Below are 20,206 nucleotides of genomic sequence, written 5' to 3' on the forward strand. Positions count from 1 at the left end.
TGATGACGGCAGCGGCGCGGCTCGATACGGTTCGGGGTGAACCGTTGAGCCATCGTCTGTCGCTCCTCGTCGATCTCGCGGCGCTCCTGACGCGCGAGGTCGACTTCGATGCCCTCCTCGCCACGACGTGCGAGCGCGTCGCGGAGGCGCTCTCCGCCGAGCGCGCGACGATCTGGCTCGTCGACGCCGAGCGCGGCGACCTCGTGTCCCGCGTCGCGATCCTGCTCCCGACCCTGCGGCTCCCGCTCGGCCAGGGCATCGCGGGCTGGGTCGCGCGCACGGGCGAGTCGGTCCGCAGCGCCGACGCGGCGAAGGACGCGCGCTTCGATCGCTCCGTCGACAAGACGACGGGCTACACGACGCGCTCGATCCTCGCGGTCCCGATCCGCGCGGAGGAGGACGGCCCGATCCGCGGCGTCGTGCAGGTTCTCAATCGCAGCGAAGGCGCGTTCACCGACGAGGACGAGCGCTACTTGCTCGCGCTCGCGGCGCAGCTCGCGCGGGCGCTCTCGCTCACGACGTTGCGGCCGGCCGACGAGGGGGGGCCGGGGCTCACGCTGCGCGGGCCCTTCAATCGCATCGTCGGGCGGAGCGCGGAGCTGCGCGCGGTCTACGAGCGCGTCACGCTCGCGGCGCAGACGGACGCGACGGTGCTCCTCCGCGGCGAGACCGGCACCGGCAAGGGCCTCTTCTCGCGCGCGATCCACGTGAACTCGGGCCGCCAGGCGGGCCCGTTCGTCACCGTCGACTGCACGACGCTGCCGATCCAGCTCGTCGAGAGCGAGCTGTTCGGCCACGAGCGCGGCGCCTTCACCGGCGCGGACCGCCGCGTGCCGGGCCGCGTCGAGCTCGCGCGAGGCGGCACGTTGTTCCTCGACGAGATCGGCGATCTCCCCGCCGACGTGCAGGGGAAGCTGCTGCGGTTCCTCCAGGACCGCACGTTCGAGCGCGTCGGCGGGCGCCAGACGATGAGCGCCGACGTGCGCGTCGTGTGCGCGACGCACCAGGACCTCGAGCGGCGCGTCGCCGACGGCCGCTTCCGCGAGGACCTCTACTACCGCATCCGCGTCGTCGAGATCGAGATCCCGCCCCTCCGCGCGCGCGGCGCGAGCGAGATCGAGCAGCTCGCGATCCATTTCGCGGACACGTACGCGAAGCGCTACGGCCGCCCGTCCCCGGTCGTCGCGCCCGACGCGCTCGCGGTGCTGCGCGCGCACGACTTCCCCGGCAACGTGCGCGAGCTCGAGCACTGGATCGAGAGCGCGATCGTGCTCGCCCCCGACGGCCGCATCACGCCCGCGCACCTCCCGCGCCCGCGCGCGCTCCGCCCCTCCGAGCCCCGCGTCGCGACGGGCATCCCGCTCGGCCTCACCCTCGACGAAGCCACCCGCCGCTACGTCGCCGCCACGGTGGAGGCCTGCGACGGCAACAAGGCCGAGGCCGCGCGCAGGCTCGAGATCGGCCGCAACACGATCGGCCGCGTGCTGAAGGAGGAGTGATCACGGACCCGCCTCGCAGACGCCGAGGACACGGAACCAGAGCTTGGCCCTCCGCGTCGTCGCCTGCGCAGGCGCGCCCGGACGGAGGTCGATGTCCACCGTCGCGACGGCGAGCGCGACGGAGAGATCGCTCTCGCGCGTCGAAGCGGCGGTGAAGTGGCTCGCGGCGGAGAAGATGCCGTGCGTGTCCGTGAGCGTGGTGGCGACGCCGAGCGGCGAGGACGAAGGGTTCTCGACCCGGATCTCGCCGTCGAGCCGCTCTCCCTTCGCGCAATCGCGCGGCGGATACGCGACTCGCCGCAGCGCACCTCGGGGTCCTTCGAAGGAGGCACGAGCGAGAAGCGCCGTCGCGGCTCCGCGGCCGCGTCGACGCTGGCGTGCGCGTCACCCCCGTCCGACGGATAGGATCGTAGGGTCGGCGGTCGGCGCAGGCAGCGATCGCGACACAACGACGGCGAGCGCGCGCGACCCCACCTCGCGGAGCGTAGCTCACGGCCGGCAGTCGAGCGTCAGGAGGCGACTCCCTGGACGGCGCGCGATCCAGATTCGAGGTTATGCTCGGCGAGGAGGCGAGGAGGAGCTCATGAGCGATCCGGGCAAGCGAGCGGTGCTTCGGCGCGTGCGGGCGTTCGCGGACCTGTCCGACGCCGACTGCGACGTCGTCCTCGGGGTCTTGAAGGCGCGTCGCGGCGCGCCGCACGACGTGCTGTTCCGCGAGGGCGACACGGGGCGCTCGCTCATGATCGTCCTCGACGGAGACCTCGTCGTGAGGGCGCGCTCGAGCGCGGGGGCCGACGAGGTGGTCGCGCGGCTCGGTCCCGGCGAGGTCGTCGGCGAGCTCGCGTTCATCGACGCGGAGCCGCGCTCGGCGACGGTCGCGGCGGGCGACGCGCCGGTCACGGTCCTCGACTTCACGCGCGAGGCGCTCGCGGTCCTCGTGCGCGACACGCCGCGCGTCGCCTCCGCGATCCTTCGCAACATCCTCGCCGACGTCGCGCGCCGACTCCGCGAGGCGGGGAACAGGCTCGCGAGCGGCGGCCCCGCGAGCGAGCGCGGCCCCGTCTCGCTCGGGCGCGCGACGCGCACGTTTTCGGTGGAGGAGCTGCGGGCGGTGCCGGCGTTCGCGTCGTACGCGCCGGAGGACCTCGCGCTGCTCGCGCACGTCGCCGCGTTCCGCGCCTTCGCCGCGCGCGACGTGCTGTTCCGCGCGGGCGGGGCGGGGGAGTCGTGTTTCCTCCTCGCGTCGGGCGAGGTCGAGGTCACGCGCCCCGGCGTCGCGCTCCCGATCGCGACGCTCGGCCCGGGCTCCCTCGTCGGGCAGCTCGCGCTCCTCGATCGCGCGCCGCGCTCCGCCACCGTCACCGCGACGACCGACACGATCGCGCTGGAGCTCCGCGCCGACGCGTTCGCGAACCTCTTGCGCGCGTCGTCCCCCGTCGCGCTTCGTTTCCAGTGGCAGGTCGCCCTCGCGGGCGTGCGGCAGCTCCGCGAGGCCACGCGTCGCCTGACGCAGGCGGCCGCGATCGAGCGCTCGTCGTCGCTGAACGACCTCGACGCGCGGAGCGTCCTCGACGACTGGGACGACGGGAGCAACACCGCGGACGCGATCACGCTGGAGCTGGCGATCGATCCACGCTCCCGTCGCTGATTTTTGCTATGGTCCCGCACCGATGCCGACGTTCAGCCGCGACGAAGTTCGGGCGCTCTACGACCAGCCCCTCATGCCGCTCCTCGACGAGGCGCGGCGCGTCCACCGCGCGAATCATCCCGACAACGAGGTCCAGCTCTGCACGCTGCTCAGCGTGAAGACGGGCGGCTGCCCCGAGGACTGCGCGTACTGTCCGCAGTCGAGCCACTACGAGACGAACGTGAGCCCGGAGAAGATGCTCGACGTCGAGAGCGTCATCGCGAGCGCGCGTCGCGCGAAGGAGCTCGGCTCGACGCGCTTCTGCATGGGCGCGGCGTGGCGCGAGGTGAAGGAGGGCCCCGCGTTCGACAAGGTCGTCGCGATGGTGAAGGGGGTGAAGGACCTCGGCCTCGAGGCGTGCGTGACGCTCGGCATGCTCGACGAGAAGCAGGCGAAGCGCCTCGCCGATGCGGGCCTCGACGCGTACAACCACAACCTCGACACGAGCCGCGAGCACTACCGCTCGATCATCAAGACGCGCACGTTCGACGACCGTCTCCGTACGCTCGACAACGTGCGGAAGGCCGGCATCACGGTGTGCTCGGGCGGCATCATCGGGATGGGCGAGAGCACGGACGATCGCTGCGAGATGCTCCGCACGCTGGCGAACCTGGAGCCGCAGCCCGAGAGCGTCCCGATCAACGCGCTCGTCCCGGTCGAGGGCACGCCGCTCGCGAGCCGCCCGCCCGTCGACCCGCTCGATCTGGTCCGCATGATCGCCGTCGCGCGCATCTTGATGCCGCGCTCCCGCGTGCGCCTCTCCGCCGGCCGCGAGGCCCTGAGCCGCGAAGCGCAGATGCTCTGCATGATGGCGGGCGCGAACTCGATCTTCTACGGCGAGAAGCTCCTCACGACCCCGAACCCGACCGCCAACGAGGACCTCGCCCTCCTCCGCGACGCAGGGCTCTCGACGATGAAGCCGACCACCGCCGTGGCGGAGGCGGAGTAGCGCGCGCGCCGCCTGGGCGCGTCAGCGGCCGGTGGGGTTCTCGAAGAGGCACCAGGCGAAGTTGTCGTCGAGGGGGACGAGGCCGGCCTTCGTGTAGCGCTGGGCGAAGCGGTGGTCGTAGTAGATGACGCGGGAGCCGGCGACCGATGGCTTGTTGCACTCGCGGTTGGCCGAGATGATGAGCACGTAGCGGGGGTTCACGTCGAAGAGGCGGTCCGCGAAGCCGGGGCCGATCTTCTGCGTGTAGCCGCCGGGGAGCTTCGCGATGACCGGGTCGACGAGGCCGAGGAGGTCCAGGAGCGGGTAGTCCGTCGCGTAGCCGACGTAGCCGATGTCGCCGAGCGCGATCATGCCGCGCGGATGCTCGTTGAGCCACTTCGCGGTGCCGCCGGCCGCCATGCGCCAGAAGCGATCTTCGTGGCCCATGATGAAGCGCTGCGACTTGCCGAGCTCGCTCACGCGGTAGACGCTGATGCCCACGCACACCGCGAGGCCGATCGCGCGGAGGAGGCGCGCGCGGTCCTTGTCCCAGGTGTTCAGGCGGTCCCACGCCTCGCGGAGGACGATGCAGATGAGGAGGAAACAGAACGGCTCGAAGGGGACGAGGAAGCGGAAGAGCGCCATCCAGTCGCCGCCGACGAGGACGACGTAACCCGCGACCGCGGCGCCCGTCGCCGTGATCGAGAGGAGGTCGCGGCGGCGGCTGAGGAGGGCCCAGAGGACGCCGATCGCCGCGATGATGAGAAGCGGACGGCTCTCGTGCGCGATGTAGTTCTGGACGTAGCGGAGGCCGCCCTGGATCTGCCCGTCGAAGTTGCCGGTCTTCGCGCCGAAGGTGTTCGGCGTCCACTGGCCGTAATACGAGCGACGGAAGAGCAGGTGCGCGCCGACCGGCGCGACGAAGAGGAGGCCGCGCGTGATGTTGCGCTTCGAGAAGAGACCGCGTCCGAGGAACAACATCAGGATGCCGATGAACATCGGCGCCTCCGGACGCGTGATGCCGGCGAGGCCATAGAGAATGCCCGACACCGGGAACTTCGACGCGCGCGGCGCGGGCTCGCCGAACGCCGGCTCCTCCTGGAAGAAGAGGTACATGCCGCCCACGACGAGGGTGACGAACAGCGGCGTCTCGAGGCCGAACACCGAGTAGCCCGTGTTCAACGCCGAGGTCGCGAAGAGCCAGGTCGCGACGCAGGGCACGGCGGTGTACGGACGGAGGCGATCGGAGAGGCGGAAGAGGAGGAAGAGCGTGATCGCGGCGCACGTCCCGCCCATCACCTTCACGAGGAAGTCCGGATCGAGGCCGACCTTGATCCCGATCCCGAGGAGGACCGTCCACAGGAAGTTCGTGTAGCCCTCGACCCGCTCGCCCTCGTTGTAGACGAGCCCGAGGCCGCGCGCGAAGTTGCGCGCGTAGCGGAACGAGATGTACGAGTCGTCGACCGTGAACCGACGGACCTGCCACATCTCCCAGAAGAGGAGGAGCAGCGGCGCGTAGAAGCCGAGGATCAGGTGCCGGCGCGTCGCGTCGAAGAAGCCGGGCGCCTTCGCGGCGGGCTTCTCGGCGGGCTCTTCAGCGGGCTCCTCGGCCGGCTTCTCGGGCTTCTCGTCGGTGGCCGCCGGCTCCGTCGTCTTCTCGGCAGGCTCGTCGACGGGCGTCGCCTTCGCCTTCGCCCTCGCCTTCTTCTTGCTCGCGCTCTTCGTCGTCACGGACACGCGTCATAGCGCGGCTTGGCCCCGGCGCGCGTACAGATACAGCTCGAAGACGCGGGCCGGGCGTCCGCCCCGGAAGATGCGGACTTTGCTCTGCGAGAACCGGGATAGAAGAGGCAGCTCGGCGGCGCCGTCCCCGTCGAAGCGGTTGTCGGTGACGAAGAGGACCTCCGCGGCCGCCTTCCAGCGCTCGCGCGGGTACCAGCGATCGAAGTCGTCCGGGACCGGGGTCGCGCAGCCGACCTTCGCGCGGGGGAACGCGGCCTGGAGCTGCGCGCACACCGTCCAGTGCGGCCCGACGAGGACGACGTCCTCGCCGTTCGGGTCCGCCGGCGTCGCGGCGAGCATGCGCTGCTCCTTGATCGCCTCCGCCGCCGCCGGCCATCCGTAGAGCTCGCTCGCGATGTCCGCCTTCGCGTCCACGTCGGTCGGGCGGAGCCGCGCCGACGCGGGGACGAGCACCCACGCGTGCGCGAGCAGCGTGAACGCCCCCGCGACGCCGAGCGTCAGCTTCACCTGCGACGCGGTCACCACCGCGCGGCGCGCCGCGTGGATCGGGAGCGCGAGGAGCGCCGGCGCGATCCAGTGCGGCTCCGCGATCGGGCTCCATACGCAGAGGAGCAGGAGCGGCACGAAGGGGATCGCGAACGTCGCGAAGAGCACGCGCGTCACGGCGTCCTCGTCGCGGCGGCGGACGAGATCGCGCGCCACGACGAACGCGAGGTAACACGCGGCCGGCGAGAGGTAGACGAGCTGGCCGCCGACGAGCTGACCGACGTTGCGCAGCGCGATCCCCGCGCCCGACTGCGTCTCGACGAAGCGATGGCGCAACATCGGGAAGCCGCTCCGCGCCTCCCACAGCGCGATCGGGAGGAGCACGATCCCCCCCGCGACGAAGCCCGCCCACGGCCAGATCGTCCGTCGCTCGCGGGGCGCGCGGAGGTGCACGAACGCGAGGGCCGCGAAGAGGAGCAGGCCCGAGACCTTCGCGGACGCGGCGACGCCGGCGAGGAGCCCCGCGCCGAGGAGCGCGATCGGACGGCCGTGCGTCAGGCCGGCGATCGCGAGGCCGATCGCGCCGAGCCAGAGCGGCGCGAGGAGGAGATCGGGCGTGAGGCCGAAGAGGCCGACCGCGATCTCGGGCACGACCGCGACGACGGCGCCGGCGACGAGCGCGGGGGAGAGTGAGGTCCCCGCGACGCGCGCGACGGCGACGACGAGCCACGGCACGAGCGTCGCGACGACGGCGGTGACGTAGTGCGCGCTCTCGGGCGCCGGCGCGCTGCCGCCGCCGACGAGGCGCGCGACCTGGCCGATGAGCCCCGGGTGATCGAGGTACGCCGGCTGCGGGTGCACCGCGTACGACGCGTAGAGCGCCTCGCTGTCGCCGAAGCCGACCTTGCCCGCGGCGTAGATTCGCGCCGCGAAGAGCGCGGCCGTCAGCGCGACGAGGAGACGGAGCGGCGCGCTCGAGCCCGGGACCGGCGCGGCCGGTAGGGTCGCCGGCTCTACGCGCTGCGCTGGCTTTCGGGTCTTGCGAGCCATGGTTCGAGCATCCGCGCGACCTCGCGCGAGGGCGACTTGTCGTCGCCGAGGATCTCCTCCAGCTCGTTGCAGGATGCAAGGAACGAGGGGCGCTCGTCGAGGACACGCGCGAGCTCGTCGGCGATGCGGGTGGCGTGCGCGTTGCGCTGGAGGAGCTCGGGGAAGGCGGGGCGGCCGAGGAGCACGTTCGGGAGCGCGACGTGCGGCGTCTCGAGCAGCGCGCGCGCGGCCGCCTCCGCCGCCCAGCCGACGCGGTAGCAGACGACGGGGATGACCCGCGCGAGCGCGCACTCGAGCGACGCGGTGCCGGACGCGCAGAGCGCGACGTCGAACGCAGGCAGGAGCGGGCCGATCCCGATCCGCGGATCGACCGGCACCGTGTCGATCTCGAGGGCGCGCGCGAGCCCGCGCGCCCACGCGCGCGTCGCGTCGTCGAGGCTCGCGGCGAGGAGGAGCCGCGCGTCGACGCTCGCGCGATCGCGGCGGACCTCCTCGAAGCCCGCGAGCATCGGCTCGAGCAGGCGGCGGACCTCGTGCGGGCGGCTGCCAGGGAGGATCGCGACCGCCGGCGCGAGCGGCGTCATGCCGAGGCGCACGCGCGTCACGCTCTTCTCGACGTCAGGGGTCCCCCCTCCGCGGGTAGCTTCGACGTCAGGGGTCCCCCCTCCGCGGGTAGCTTCGGCCAGGGGCCCCAGAAGCGGCCGCGAAAGCGGGCGCGAAGCGCCCCAAGCGCTCCGCGCGAGGGCCGTGTCTGGGGCGGGGGTGTCGGGGGCGGAGCCCCTGACGTTGAAAGCCTCCAGGGCGGGGTGGCCGACGTAGTGGGCGTCGACGCCGAGGTCGCGCCAGAGTTGCTCCTCGAAGGGGAGCATCACGGCCATTCGGTCGAGGGAGCGGCGGAGCGGGGTCGCGCGGCTGCTCCGCCACGCCCAGATCTGCGGGGCGCCGTACCAGAGGACGCGCGTCCCGTGTTGCCAGAGCACCGGCGCGAGGCGGGCGTTGAATTCCGTGTAATTTACAAGGAGCGCGGCGGCGGGCTTCCGGCGCGCGATCGCGGCGCGGACGCGGGAGTAGGCGAGCGCGACGCGGAGAGCGCGGTGCGCGACCTCCGCGATCCCCATCGCGGTGACGTCGCGCAGGTCGGCGACGAGCTCGACGCCCTCGCCCGCGAGCGCGCCACCGCCCATCCCGAACGCGCGCACCCCCTCGAGCCGCGCGACCACCGCCGCGCCCGCCCGATCCCCAGACGCTTCCCCCGCGACGACGAGAAGCGAGCTCACGCGCCAGCCTCCCGCGCGCCGCCGAGGAGCGAGCACGCGTGTGCCTCCCGCGCGCCGCCGAGGGGCGCGGTCACGCGTGGGCCTCCGGCTCGTTGCGGCCGTGGAGTGCGGCCAGGAGGGCGGCGGCGCTCTGTTCGATGCGGAAGGCGCCGATGCCGGGGACGGCGGCGATGGCGGCGAGGGTCGCGTCCTCGAGGTCGGCGAGGTCTTGCAGGCAGTGGCCCGGCAGCACGACCTGCTCGTCGACGCCGCGGCGCTTCGCCTCCGCGCGGCGCCACGCGGTGAGCCGGTGCTCGCGCGCTCGCCGCGCCTTGATCTGCGCCGATGGCAAGCGCGGCCTCTCGAGCAGCGCCGCGTCCGCGTCCGGGATCGCGCCGTCGGCGACGCCCTGCGCGACGGCGGCGAGGAGCTTCGGCGCGATCGCGCGCGCGCGGTGGCCGGCGAGCGCGTTCTTGACGCGGGTGAGCTCGTCCATCGTGCGCGGGCGCGCCTTCGCGATCGCGAAGAGCACGTCCGGTCCGATCACCTTGTACGGCGGCACGTCGAGCGCGCGCGCCTCCGCTTCGCGCACCTCGGCGAGGCGGCGCAGGAGCGGGAGCTCTTCGCGCGCGACACGATCGATCCCCTTCATCCGCAGGTACGGCGCGCGCGGATCTCCCGCCGCGACCGACGCCGCTGCTTGCGCGAGGCGGTAGCGCGTCTCCTCCTCGATCTCCGCCGCGATCCCGCGCTCCGCGACCTCGCGCTCGAGGCGCGCGGCGAGGGCGGGCAGGTGCGCGACGTCGGCCTCGAGGTACGCGATGTGCTGCCGCTCGAGCGGGCGCTCCGTCCAGTCGTGATGCTGGAGCTTCTTGTCCATCGCGACGCCGAGCTCGCTCTGGAGCAGCGCGGCGAGGCCGGTCGCGGTCCGCCCGAGCATGCGCGCCGCGAGCGACGTGTCGAACACGTTGCCGAGGAGGACGCCGCTCTCGGCGAGGATGCGCGCGTCGAACGCGATGTCGTGGACGATCTTCCGCGGCCCGCTCTCCGCGAGCACGCGCGCGAGCGGGGCGAGCGGGGTCGCGAGCGCGTCGACGACGATCGGCTCCGCGTCCGGCGTCGCGAGCTGCAAGGTGCAGAGCGACGCGCGGTACTTGAAGAGCCCGTTCGACTCGACGTCGACCGCGAGCACGGGCGCTCCGGCGAGCCGTTCGGCGACGGCCGCGAGCCCCCGTTCGTCTGCGACCAGGCTCACTTCGGCTGCGTCTGCGGCGGCGACGTGTGGAGGCGCTTCCAGGCCGAGGCGATCTCGCGCGCCCCCTCGTCGATCTTCTTGTTGTCGAGGACCTCCTGCGCGAGGAGGATCTTCGCGCCCGGCGCCGCCACCGGCGCGCCGGCGGCGAGGCTCTGCGTCTGCACCCCGCTCGCGGGGACCGCCGGCGGCTTCGGCGGGAGGAGCATGCCGGCCGCGGTGGAGCGCATGAGGCGGCGCTCCTTCGTCTGCGGATCGATCTTGATCGGGTACTGGCCCTGGCCGCGCGCCGAGACGTCGAACGAGCCGGCCTTCAGCTTGCGGAGGAAGAGGAGCGCGGGCTTGTCCTTCGTGAGGACCGCCTCGCCGTCGACGAGCTGACCGATCTTGCCGACCACGCCGCCCATCGTGCGGACGTAGGTGTCGTTGCCGGCGGCGAGGTCGTTGCCGGCCACGCCCTGATCGACGTGCACCTTCGTGTACGTGAAGATGCGGCCGTCCTCCCAGACGCTGTGCGACTCACCAGGAGTGATGACGGCGACGTCGTCCGCGTCCTTCACGAGGGCGTCGAACGACACCGCGATCGAGACCGACGCGCCGGCGTCGGTGGGGACGAAAGGAGAGGCGAGGGCGGCGAGAAGGGCGACGCGACCGAGGTGGCGCAGCAAAGGCATTCCCCGAGCGTATCACCACCGTACGAGAGCGCAGCCCCAATGAATGCCGGCGCCGAGGGCGAGGAGCATGTTGAGCTCACCCTTCTTGAGCTTCCCGGCGCGGGTGCACTCGTCGATGAGGATCGGGATCGTGCCCGCGCTCGTGTTGCCGAAGCGCTCGATGTTCATCGGCATCTTCTCCTCCGGGACGCCGAGGTGCTCGCGCACGTACTTGTTGATGCGCGAGTTCGCCTGGTGGGCGAGGAACCAGTCGATCTTCTCGAGCGGCGTGTTCGTCTCCGCGCAGAGCGCGCGCGCCGTCTCGGGCAGCTTCGTCACCGCGAACTTGAAGAGCTCGCGCCCGTCCATCCGCGGGATGTGGGCCTGCTCGTCCCAGTGGCTCGACTTCCAGTACGGCCGCGTGCGGAAGCCGCCGCCGGGCACGTAGAGCGTCTCGGCGAAGCGCCCGTCGGTGTGGACCTTCGACGCGACGAGGCCCGCGTCGCGATCGGTCGCGCGGAAGATCATCGCGCCGGCGCCGTCGCCGAAGAGCACCGCGAGCGCGCGGTGCTCGTTCGCGCGCTTCTTCGCCTCCTCGCTCACCGCGCGGTCGCTCTTGCCCTCGACGACGTCCCAGTCCTCCCACGGCATGAAGCCGGCATGGGCCTCGGCCCCGACGACGAGGACCGTCTTCGCGACGCCGCCCTTGATCAGGCCGTCGACGAGCTGGAGGCTGAAGATCATCGCCGCGCACTGCTGCCGGATGTCGAGCGCGGGCACGCCCGGGATGCCGAGCTTCGCGCCGAGGACCGCGCCCGAGCCCGGGAACACGTAGTCCGGCGTCATGGTCGAGAAGAGAATGTAATCTACATCCTTCGCCTGGATCCCCGCCGCCTCGAGCGCGCGCTTCGAGGCCTCGAAGGCGAAGTCGCTCGCGGCCTGGCCTTCGCCCGCGAAGTGCCGCTGGCGGATGCCGGAGCGCTGGAAGATCCAGTCGTCCGACGTGTCCATCACCTTGGAGAGGCGCTCGTTCGGGATCGGCTCGCCGGGGACGAAATGGCCGGTGCCGATAAGCTCGAAGCCCATGACGTCGCGGTTTTAGCCTCTCTCGTCCGATCTCCCGTCATGATTTCGTCATAGGCCCGAGTCACAGGCCCGAGACGAACGACCAGGTCGCGGCCGCCGCCTCGGACCAGAACGCGTGGCCGAGCCCTTGGACGCCGCAGAACACGACGGGCTTGCCGGCGGGACAGCCGTCTCTTGCCACGCAGGGCGCGGGGGCGATCGCGGTGCTGGTGCTCGCGCAGCCGTTCACGGTCGCCCAGTACCTCGTGTTGTGCTCGCCGCTCGGGTACGGGACGGCGCTGTCTTCGCTGCCGTGGATGAGCATCGCAGCGACGCCGGTGTCCTGGCCGTCGCAGCGCACGAAGCCGTTCCCCCACGTGCCGTGGCTGTCGTTCGGCTCCGCCGGCACGCCGCCCGAGTGCGAGACGATCCCGCGGAAGAGCGAGGGCCGGCGGCACGCCATCTGGTTCGACATGAACGCGCCGCTGCTCATCCCGAACGAGAACACTCGGTTCGGCGCGACGTTGTAGCGGGCCTTCATCTCGTCGACGAGCGCGACGAGGAACGCGACGTCCTTGTCGCTGTCGGCGGGCGTGTAGAGGTCCCAGCTGTTCCCGCTCCCGGTCGGGTAGGCGACGATCACGTCTTGCCCGGCGACGCCGTCGAGCTGAAACGCCGCGCGCATGTGCGCGCCGGTGCCGCCGTCGCCGTGGAGGGCGAGGAGGAGCGGATAGCTCCGCGCCGGGTCGTACGTGCTCGGCCGCGCGACGACGAACGAGCGCGTGCGCCCCCACACCTCGATCGTCTCGTTCGAGGTGATCACGGTGGGCGGAGGCGGCGGCTCGGGGACCGGCGCGGCGGCGTCGGGCACCGAGGTCGACGAGGTCGACGTCGGCGTCGGTGAGGGCGGCGGCGCCACGCCGTTCGACGATGAGGCGCCGTTCGCGATCGGGATCGGCGGCGTCGGCGAGAGCTCGCGCGCGACCGAGCCCTCCTCCGCGCTCGCGCACGCCGCAGCGGTGAGAATGCAACCCACGAAGAGAATGCGCACGCCCTCGCCGCAAGCACTCTTCGGACCACCGCCGTTCACGGGTACAATCGCGGCCGGCTCGAGATGAATTGTCCGCGCTGCGTGAGGCAGGGAGGAGAGGCGCCGTCGGCGTACCGTGGCGTGATGGTGCATGGGCGCGTCGTCGCGCTCGTGGACGAGCGGCACCCCGCGGGCCCCACCATCCAGCGCTGTCCGTCCTGCCGCGGCGCGTTCGTCGCGTACGAGGACCTCCTGACGATCGAGAACCGCGGCTCGCGCACGGCGAAGGGCGCCGCGAAGCGCGTGTGGGATCGCCCGACGGAGGCGATCGCGTGCGCGTCGTGCACCGGCGAGACGACGAAGCGCGAATGGAGCATCGGCACGATGATCTTCGTCGACGTGTGCATCGAGTGCCGCGGCGTCTGGCTCGACGGCGGCGAGCTCGAGGCGATCGGAGCCTGAGTGGCCTATCGCGACCGGGGCTTCGAGCACGAGAAGAAGACCGCGGAGCCCGGCATCGTCGCGGACATGGTCCGCCAGTTCGCGGACAAACACGCGTTCTTGCGCGAGCTCGTCCAGAACGGCATCGACGCGGGCGCGACGCGGATCGAGGCCCGCATCGATCGCGACGACGCCGGCGTCGTGCGCACGAGCGTCACCGACGACGGCTGCGGGATGACGCGCGCGACGATCGAAGGCCCGCTCCTCACGCTCTTCTCGTCGTCGAAGGAGGGCGACCGCTCGAAGATCGGAAAATACGGGATCGGGTTCGTCTCCGTGTTCGCGCTCGAGCCCGATCACGTCGAGGTCCGGACGAGGGCCGGCGCCGAGGCGTGGACGGTGCGCCTCTTCGGCGATCACACCTGGGAGCTCTCCGAAGACGGCGGCCGCGAGCGCGGTACGACCGTGATGCTCGTCCAGCGGATGGAGCCGGAGGTCTTCGCCGCGCACGTCGAGGCGGCCGAGCGCGCGCTCCGGCGCTGGTGCCGTCACGCGCGCGTGCCGATCGCGCTCACGGTCACCGACGGCGCGTCGCCGCGCGCGGTCGCGATCGACGAGCCGTTCGACGCGCCCGGACTCGTCGCGGTGCGGTGGGAGGAGGGCGACGAGCGCATCGTCGTCGCGGCGGGCGGGCCCGAGCCCTGCACCGCGACCTACTTCAGCCGCGGGCTCACGCTCCACGAGACGGACGCCCCGCCCGAGCTCCTCGGCGTCCGCTTCAAGATCGACTCGCCCGCGCTGTCGCACACGTTGAGCCGCGACGACGTCGTGCGCGACGCGAGCCAGCGGCGGCTCCTCGCGCGGGCGCAGAAGATGGCGCGCGGCCCGCTCGCCGACGCGCTCGTCGCCCGCATCGCCGAAGCGGCCGCGGCCGCCGAGGCCCCCGCCGACTACGTGCCGTTCCTGGAGGCGCTCGTGATGCCGGCGTTCGCGAGGCGGCGGCGCGAGGTCGTCGTCCCGCTCACGGATCCGATCCGCGGCGCGCGCACGATCGCGAGCGGCGCGCTCGGCGACCGGCAGGTCCTCGTCGCGGCGGAGCCCTCCGCGATCACGCACGCGCTCGCGCGGCGCGGGCATCCGGTCGTGCGCTGGGTCGAGGTCGCGCCGCTCCTCCGCGTGTTCACCGGCGAGGTCCACGACGTCGCGCTCGCGATCGCGCGCGCGGCGCCGATCGCGACGCCGCACCCCGAGGACGCCGCGCTTGAGCGCGCGATGCTGCGCCTCCTGGGGGCGCTCGATCGGAGGGCGGCGAAGGTGTGGATCGCGAGCTTCGAGGGCGCGCTCGCCCAGCAGTCGATGCGCGTCGTCGCGGAGGCCGAACGCGAGGAGAGCGTGGTCGCGGTGGCGGTCGCGGAGAAGCGCGCGTGGGGCAAGGGCGCGCGCGTCTACCTCAACGTGGAGGACCCCGCGGTGCGGCTCGCGCGGCGCCGCGCGAAGACCGAGCCCGCGATCGCGGCGCACCTCCTCTGCCGCGCGCTCCTCGTCGCGGAGGGGCCGCTCCCGTCGAAGCTCGTCGATCGCCTCCTCGAGGCCGCCCTTGAGTGATCGCGTCGTCGCGCGCGGTCGGATCAAGGTCGACGCGCGCAAGGCGCTCGACAAGCTGCGCGACCACATGCTCGTCGACCCGTACCTCTGGGTCTGCGAGATCGCGCGCGTGGCGGTCGCGCTCGGAGCGACGCGCCTCGACGTCGACTGGGACAGCGACGAGCTGTTCCTCGACTTCGACGGCCGCGGCCTCGCGCCCGACGCGATCGCGCACGCGCGCGACCACGTCCTCACGCGCGAGGAGGGCGCCGACGGCGACGCGCTCCGCCTCCTCGGGATCGGCGTCGGCGCCGCGCTGTCGCTCGATCCCGCCTTCGTCGACGTGCTCCGGATCGACGGCGTGACCGCCACCCGCGTCCGCTTCGAGCGCGGCTACATCGATCAGGAGCACGCGGTCCCCGAACGCGAAGCGATCGCGGCGCCGGCGGACCTCGACGCGAGCACGACGATGCGCGTCCACGCGCGGCGGAGGCGCGGCCTGAAGAGCCTCGGCCGCGCGCTCTCGCGCGAGGTGCCGCCCGAGATCGCGCGCCTCGAAGAGGCGATCGACACGCGGTCGCTGCACCTCCGCGGGAAGGTGGCGCGGCGGACGGTGGCGCCGATCCTCTCCGTCAACCTCGACATCCCGGGCACGACGCGCGCGGAGCTGGAGGTGCTGCCCGGCGCGCGCCTGCCGACGCTCGACTTCTGCGAGCGCGGCGTCCGCCTCGCGTCGTACGTCCTCCCCGGCTGCTGGAACCTCGCGCGCAAGGACCGCCCGCTGCCGGTGCGCGCCGTCATCGACGCGCCGCGCCTCCCGACCAACGCGTCGCGCTCGCAGGTGCACCACGACGCCGAGCTCGTGCGCCGCGCGCACGCGCTCGTCGATCCCGCGTTCGCGATCGCGGTCGGCGTCCTCCGCGATCCGTCGGCGAAGGCCCCGCGCGGTCGCGGCGTGACGATCCACGCCGAGGCCGCCGTGCTCGCGCGCGCGCTCGGCGCGATCGCGGCGGAGGTCGCGATCGCGAAGCGGGCCGGGACCGCGGTGCCGCCCGAGGCCGACGCGCTCCTCGATCTGCCGGTCCTCTACGACGCGTTCGGCGGAGCGCTCGCGATCCGCGAGACCGCGGTGCCGGTCCGCGTCCACGAAGGCGCGGCGCCGCTCGCGAAGGAGCTCGCGCCGTGGCTCGGCGGGACGGTGTGGCTGCGCGGGCTCCCGAGCGAGCGCGTGCTCGAAGGGCTCGCCACCGTGCCGGTGCAGGACCTCGTCCCCGCGGCCACCGCCGCGAGCCAGCGCCGCGCGCGCGCGTTGATGCACCCGGCGTCGAAGCCCGTCGTCGTGATCGGGAGCGACACCCTCGCGAAGGAGTCGTTCGAGGTCACCGAAGGTCCCTTCGCCGGGCTCCACGGCGAGATCGCGCTCGCGGCGGCCGCGCACGGCCGGCCCTCGACCGCGCGGCTCTTCGTCGACGAGCGCGCGCTCGAGACCGTGACGCTGACCGGCGTCCGCTTGCCGATCGACCTCGCGCTCGCGTGGCACGGGCGCATCGTCCCGCGGTTCGCGTACGACGCGGTCGAGCGCAACGACGACCTCACGCGCGCGCTCCTCTTCGCGCGGCGCCTGGCGGCGAGCTTCGTCGTCTCGCAGACGAAGGACCCGGCGCCGATCCGGTCCGCGATCGCGATGTGGGCGGAGGCGACGGAGGCGCTCGGCGACGGCGCCGACCTCGGCGTGCGCGCGAACGCCGCGGTGTGGCGCACCAACGACGGGCGTCTCGTGAGCCTCCGCACGATCCGCCTCTCCGCGCGCCGCGGGAACGCGATCTGCTACGCGGCGAGCAAGACGAAGGCGCCGCACGGCCGCCTCGTGCTCGCCACCGCCGACCTCGCCGCGCTGCGCCTCCTCCTCCCGAAGGACACGTTCTTCGTCCCCTACGATCGCGCGCTCGAGGCGAGCCACGAGCTGCCGGAGGCGCCGCCGGCGGTCTCGCTCGCGATCGATCGCGACGCGTTCCAGGGCTTCGTCGCGCCGGGGAGGGGACGCCTGCGCGTGTATCACGCCGGGCGGCGCGTCCGCGACGAGGCGTGGGCGTCGCGGAACGGACCGGTCGACGTCGTGCTCGTCGATCGCGACGCGATCCCGCAGCCGGACCTCGACGGCTGCGTGTGGGCGACGCCGCTCGTCGGCCTCGCCGCCGACGAGGACGCGCTCCTCCACGTGGTCGCGGACGCATGCGAGCGCGACGCGATCCCGCTCGCGAGCGTCGCCGACTACGTCGACGTCTCCGCTCGTCGCGTCGCCGAGCGGGGCGACGATCCCGCGCTCGCGACGAAGCTGCGCGCGCTCCCGGAGCGCGCGCGTCACGCGCAGATCGCGGAGCGGAGGGCGGCGCTGCTCGCGCGCGCGCCGATCGATCTCTCCGCCGAGCTCGGCGACGCGGTCCGCGGCTCCGTCGTCGTGCCGAAGATCGGCGCCGTCGCGGTGACGCTCGCGCGCGGGCTCCCGCCGCCGGTGGAGGTCCTCTTCGCGGGCCATCCCCTCGGCACGTCCCCGGCCGGCGCGCTCCCCGTCGCGGCGTGGGTCGACGTCGTCGACGAAGGGCTGATCGAGGACTGGTCGCAGCTCTCGCGCGCGGGGGCTTCGTGGGCGCAAGGCGCGATCAAGAGCGCGGCGCTCTCGCTCGCCCTCGCGCTCGCGAAGCGCGAGGACTTCGCCGACGACGGCGCCGCGCTCGCCTTGCTCGCCGCGCTCTACGCGACGGACTCCGCCGGCGCCGACACCGTCTTCGAGACGGTGCGCTGGCCGACCGTGCAGGGGCCGGCGATCCAGCTCCCGCCCGCGAGCGCGGCGCGTTGGGGCGCGCATCGCTACGAGCGGTGGCGCACGGAGGAGGAGCGCTCGCCGTTCGACGCCCCCGCGCTGTACCTGCCCGCGACGACGACGGGCGAGCTCCGCCTCCGCATCCTCGCGAGCGCTCTCGTCACGTTGACCGACGTGACCGACGCGGTCGCGCGGCTGCAGGCGCTGCGCGCGGCGGGCAAGCGCGGCGCGCCGCCGAAGCTCGACGGAGCGCCGGCGCATCCGCTCCTCCGCCGCTCGTTCACGGACCTCGGCGCGCTCTCGCTCGAAGGTGAGGTCGAGCTCGTCGACTCCGCGAGCGACGACGTCGCGTTCGTCGATGCCGACGGCGTACGCCGGCCGATCGCGCTCTCGTTCGGCTGCCCGATCCGCGCGGTGTACCGCGTCGACGTCAACGCCTTCGCCCCCGTCTCGCGCGAGCTCGTCGTCGCGACGGAGCGGCTCGTGCGGAGCCTCGCCCGCTCCCTCGCGGACGTGCCGCTCTTCGTGCGCGATCGCCTCCGCGCGCTCCTCGCGACGGAGCTCTTGCGGAGCGGGCGCGTCGCGGACGAGGACGCGACGTGCGCGGTGTTCTCCGCGACCGACGGTCAGTGGTACTCGTTCGCCGAGCTCGAGAGCTGGCCGGTCGTGCGCTTCACCACCGATCCGCCGCCGTTCCCGCACGTAGAGCTGTGCCTCCGCCTCTCCGCGACGGAGGCGCTCGCGCTCGCGCGTGTCTTCAGGACGGAGGACGCGACCGCGGAGCTCCGCGCGATCGCGCGCGGCGACGAGCGGCGGGCCGCGCCGCCGCGGACCGAGATCGTGCTCGACGCGGCGACGCGCGCGCAGTGCCTCTTCACGATCGACGTCGACGAGGAGAGGTTCCGCGGCGAGATCGGCCTCCTCCGCCCGCGTCACGCCGCCGCGCGACGGATCGACCTCTTCACGACGATGCGGCCGCTCGTGACGATCGCGGATCCGGGCGGCTGGCCGCTCGTCGCCGCGCTGAACCACGACGCGCTCGTGCCGACGCCGGCGTTCGACGGCCTCGTCGATCCGAAGGAGCCCGTCGCGCGGGTCCATCGCCTCGTCCGCCGCCTCGCCGGCGCGAGCGTCGCGACCTTCCTCGAGGCGCCGAAGGACACGCTCGGCGTCATCCGCCTGCCCGCGTCGTTGCCCGTTCGCTCCGTCGGCGGCTCCGCGCTCGGCGTGTTCTGGCTCCCGCGCGCGTGGCCCGAGCGCCCCACGATCGACGTCGAGGCGGTGGGCGTCGTCGACAAGGACCGGCTGTCGGTGATGGAGCGCCAGGCCCACTCGACGGTGGTCCCCGTGTGCGGCCGCGTCTACGTCACCGCCGACGCGACGACGCTCGCGCGCGCGGTCGAGGACGTCATGGCGTGGGTCGCGGTGCGTCTCGCCGCCCACGTGCGCGCCGCGCCGGCAAACGCGGAGACCGACGCGTACCGCTGGGACCTCGCGCTCCTCGGCGTCCTCGACGAGCCCGCGATCGATCCCGTCGCCGAGCTCGCGACCGATCGCCCCGCTCCGTCGCTCATGCGCGTCGTCGCGCGGCGCGCGCCCCACCTCGTCGACAGGGCGACCGGCGATGCTCCGCCGACGGTGGAGGTGGTGGAGCCGTCCGCGACGTCGTCGTTCTTCGACGGCATCGTGCGTCGCGTCGTCGAGCTCGTGACGCGCACCTCCGAGCTGCCGGCGACGAGCCCGCTCACGGAGGCGATCGGCCTCGCGCTCACCGCGATGTCGCTGACCGGCGATCCGGTCGCGGGCGTGCGCGAGGCGAAGCGCGGGCGGCCGATCGTCTTCCATCGCGCGTCGCGCTGGGTCGTCGTCAACACGCGGCACCCCGTCGTGACGGCGCTCGCGGCGCGGCCGGACGGCGTCCTCCACCTCGTCGTCGCCGCGCTCAGCGAGATCAACCGCGAGCTCACCGAGGTCACCGACGCGGAGGAGGTCGCGCAGCTCCTCGATCTGTTGCGCGCGAACGCTACGGCTTCCGGATGAACGTCAGCGCGAACTGCTGGCACGCATCGTTCGGCGATCCCGTGCTCAGCGTGAGCGTGGTGGGCCCGTCGAAGGTCTTCGTCAGGTCGTTGACGTCGTAGGCGAGACGCGCGCTGGCCGAGTCGCCGTTGCAGAGGGAGTTCTGCGCGCACGAGCCGTTCGAGAGGCGCGGCGTCGAGCCCTTCGCGGCGACGTGCCACTTGCCGGAGCCGAGCGCGAACGCCGCCGCGATCTGGAAGGGACGGATGATGCCGCCGTCCTCCTCGTTGCGCGCGCAGGACATCGCCTTCGACGCCTTCGCGCAGACGAAGACCGTGTACGTCACCTCTTCGCCCGGCATGAGCTGGACCGGGGTCGGCGCCTCGCAGACCGCGGGGTTCAGCCCGTCGCAGCCGCTCGCGAAGCACGTCTCGCCGTCGGCGCACGCCGGGCACGCGAGGCCGAAGCCGGCCGGCGCGTCGTTCCCCGCGTCCTCGATCGGCGCTCCGCTGCTCGAGGACGAAGACGTCGAGGAAGAGGACGACGTCGAGGAGCTGCTCGACGTCGAGCTCGCGCCCGCGTCGGCGCCGGAGGGCTCGTCACCACTGTACGAGCTCGAGCACGCAGCCAGCACGACGAGCGTGGCGGCGGCGGCGCCGAGCAATCGAGAGCGCGCACGCATCGTGAGCAGT

14 protein-coding genes are annotated in these 20,206 nt (G+C 73.2%); 6 read left to right on the forward strand and 8 right to left on the reverse strand.

Annotated elements, in window-relative coordinates; all coding sequences use genetic code 11:
* Positions 1 to 2 precede the first annotated feature (2 nt).
* From KF837_33520 to bioB, 3 genes are all read left to right on the forward strand, one after another.
* Positions 3 to 1,499: a sigma-54-dependent Fis family transcriptional regulator gene (locus KF837_33520; protein MBX3232295.1), complete on the forward strand. Its 1,497-nt coding sequence runs from the start codon at positions 3 to 5 to the stop codon at positions 1,497 to 1,499.
* Positions 1,500 to 2,082: 583 nt separating this feature from the next.
* A complete protein-coding gene (locus tag KF837_33525; protein ID MBX3232296.1) occupies positions 2,083 to 3,147 on the forward strand; it encodes a cyclic nucleotide-binding domain-containing protein in 1,065 nt (354 codons plus the stop codon).
* A 22-nt stretch (positions 3,148 to 3,169) separates the two neighbouring features.
* On the forward strand, positions 3,170 to 4,135 hold the full coding sequence (bioB, locus tag KF837_33530) for a biotin synthase BioB (protein ID MBX3232297.1): 966 nt from the start codon (positions 3,170 to 3,172) through the stop codon (positions 4,133 to 4,135).
* A gap of 21 nt (positions 4,136 to 4,156) precedes the next feature.
* Here the strand turns inward: bioB and KF837_33535 are convergent, their stop codons facing one another.
* From KF837_33535 to KF837_33565, 7 genes are all read right to left on the reverse strand, one after another.
* Positions 4,157 to 5,845 (reverse strand): hypothetical protein, encoded by a 1,689-nt coding sequence (locus KF837_33535; GenBank protein MBX3232298.1) that lies wholly within the window; start codon positions 5,843 to 5,845, stop codon positions 4,157 to 4,159.
* Between the two features lie 9 nt (positions 5,846 to 5,854).
* Positions 5,855 to 7,393, reverse strand: coding sequence for a glycosyltransferase family 39 protein (locus tag KF837_33540; GenBank protein MBX3232299.1), 1,539 nt, complete (start codon positions 7,391 to 7,393; stop codon positions 5,855 to 5,857).
* The gene (locus KF837_33545) at positions 7,357 to 8,670 is read right to left on the reverse strand and encodes a hypothetical protein (protein ID MBX3232300.1); all 1,314 of its coding nucleotides are present in this window, start codon (positions 8,668 to 8,670) and stop codon (positions 7,357 to 7,359) included. The genes KF837_33540 and KF837_33545 overlap by 37 nt, the downstream gene beginning before the upstream one ends.
* Positions 8,671 to 8,740: 70 nt before the next feature.
* Positions 8,741 to 9,898, reverse strand: a complete 1,158-nt coding sequence (locus tag KF837_33550; GenBank protein MBX3232301.1) for an HRDC domain-containing protein — start codon at positions 9,896 to 9,898, stop codon at positions 8,741 to 8,743.
* Between the two features lie 2 nt (positions 9,899 to 9,900).
* Positions 9,901 to 10,575 (reverse strand): hypothetical protein, encoded by a 675-nt coding sequence (locus KF837_33555; GenBank protein ID MBX3232302.1) that lies wholly within the window; start codon positions 10,573 to 10,575, stop codon positions 9,901 to 9,903.
* A gap of 12 nt (positions 10,576 to 10,587) precedes the next feature.
* Positions 10,588 to 11,640 (reverse strand): ketoacyl-ACP synthase III, encoded by a 1,053-nt coding sequence (locus tag KF837_33560; protein MBX3232303.1) that lies wholly within the window; start codon positions 11,638 to 11,640, stop codon positions 10,588 to 10,590.
* Positions 11,641 to 11,701: 61 nt separating this feature from the next.
* The gene (locus KF837_33565) at positions 11,702 to 12,670 is read right to left on the reverse strand and encodes a prolyl oligopeptidase family serine peptidase (GenBank protein ID MBX3232304.1); all 969 of its coding nucleotides are present in this window, start codon (positions 12,668 to 12,670) and stop codon (positions 11,702 to 11,704) included.
* Between the two features lie 123 nt (positions 12,671 to 12,793).
* On the opposite strand from KF837_33565, the gene KF837_33570 reads away from it, so the two are divergent.
* From KF837_33570 to KF837_33580, 3 genes are read left to right on the forward strand one after another with little or no spacing between them, the layout of a single operon-like run.
* A complete protein-coding gene (locus KF837_33570; GenBank protein ID MBX3232305.1) occupies positions 12,794 to 13,111 on the forward strand; it encodes a zf-TFIIB domain-containing protein in 318 nt (105 codons plus the stop codon).
* Positions 13,112 to 14,695: an ATP-binding protein gene (locus tag KF837_33575; protein MBX3232306.1), complete on the forward strand. Its 1,584-nt coding sequence runs from the start codon at positions 13,112 to 13,114 to the stop codon at positions 14,693 to 14,695. It abuts the gene before it with no gap.
* Entirely contained in the window at positions 14,688 to 19,535 is a 4,848-nt protein-coding gene (locus KF837_33580; protein ID MBX3232307.1) for a hypothetical protein, read from the forward strand. Before KF837_33575 ends, KF837_33580 begins: the two co-directional genes overlap by 8 nt.
* Here KF837_33580 and KF837_33585 read toward each other — a convergent pair.
* Positions 19,519 to 20,196 carry a hypothetical protein gene (locus KF837_33585; GenBank protein MBX3232308.1) on the reverse strand — a complete coding sequence of 226 codons (678 nt, stop codon included), beginning with the start codon at positions 20,194 to 20,196 and terminating at the stop codon, positions 19,519 to 19,521. The two genes, KF837_33580 and KF837_33585, sit on opposite strands and share 17 nt — an antisense overlap.
* Between the last annotated feature and the right edge of the window lie 10 nt (positions 20,197 to 20,206).

The sequence above is a fragment of the Labilithrix sp. genome, from assembly GCA_019637155.1.
Taxonomy (GTDB): Bacteria; Myxococcota_A; Polyangia; order Polyangiales; family Polyangiaceae; genus Labilithrix.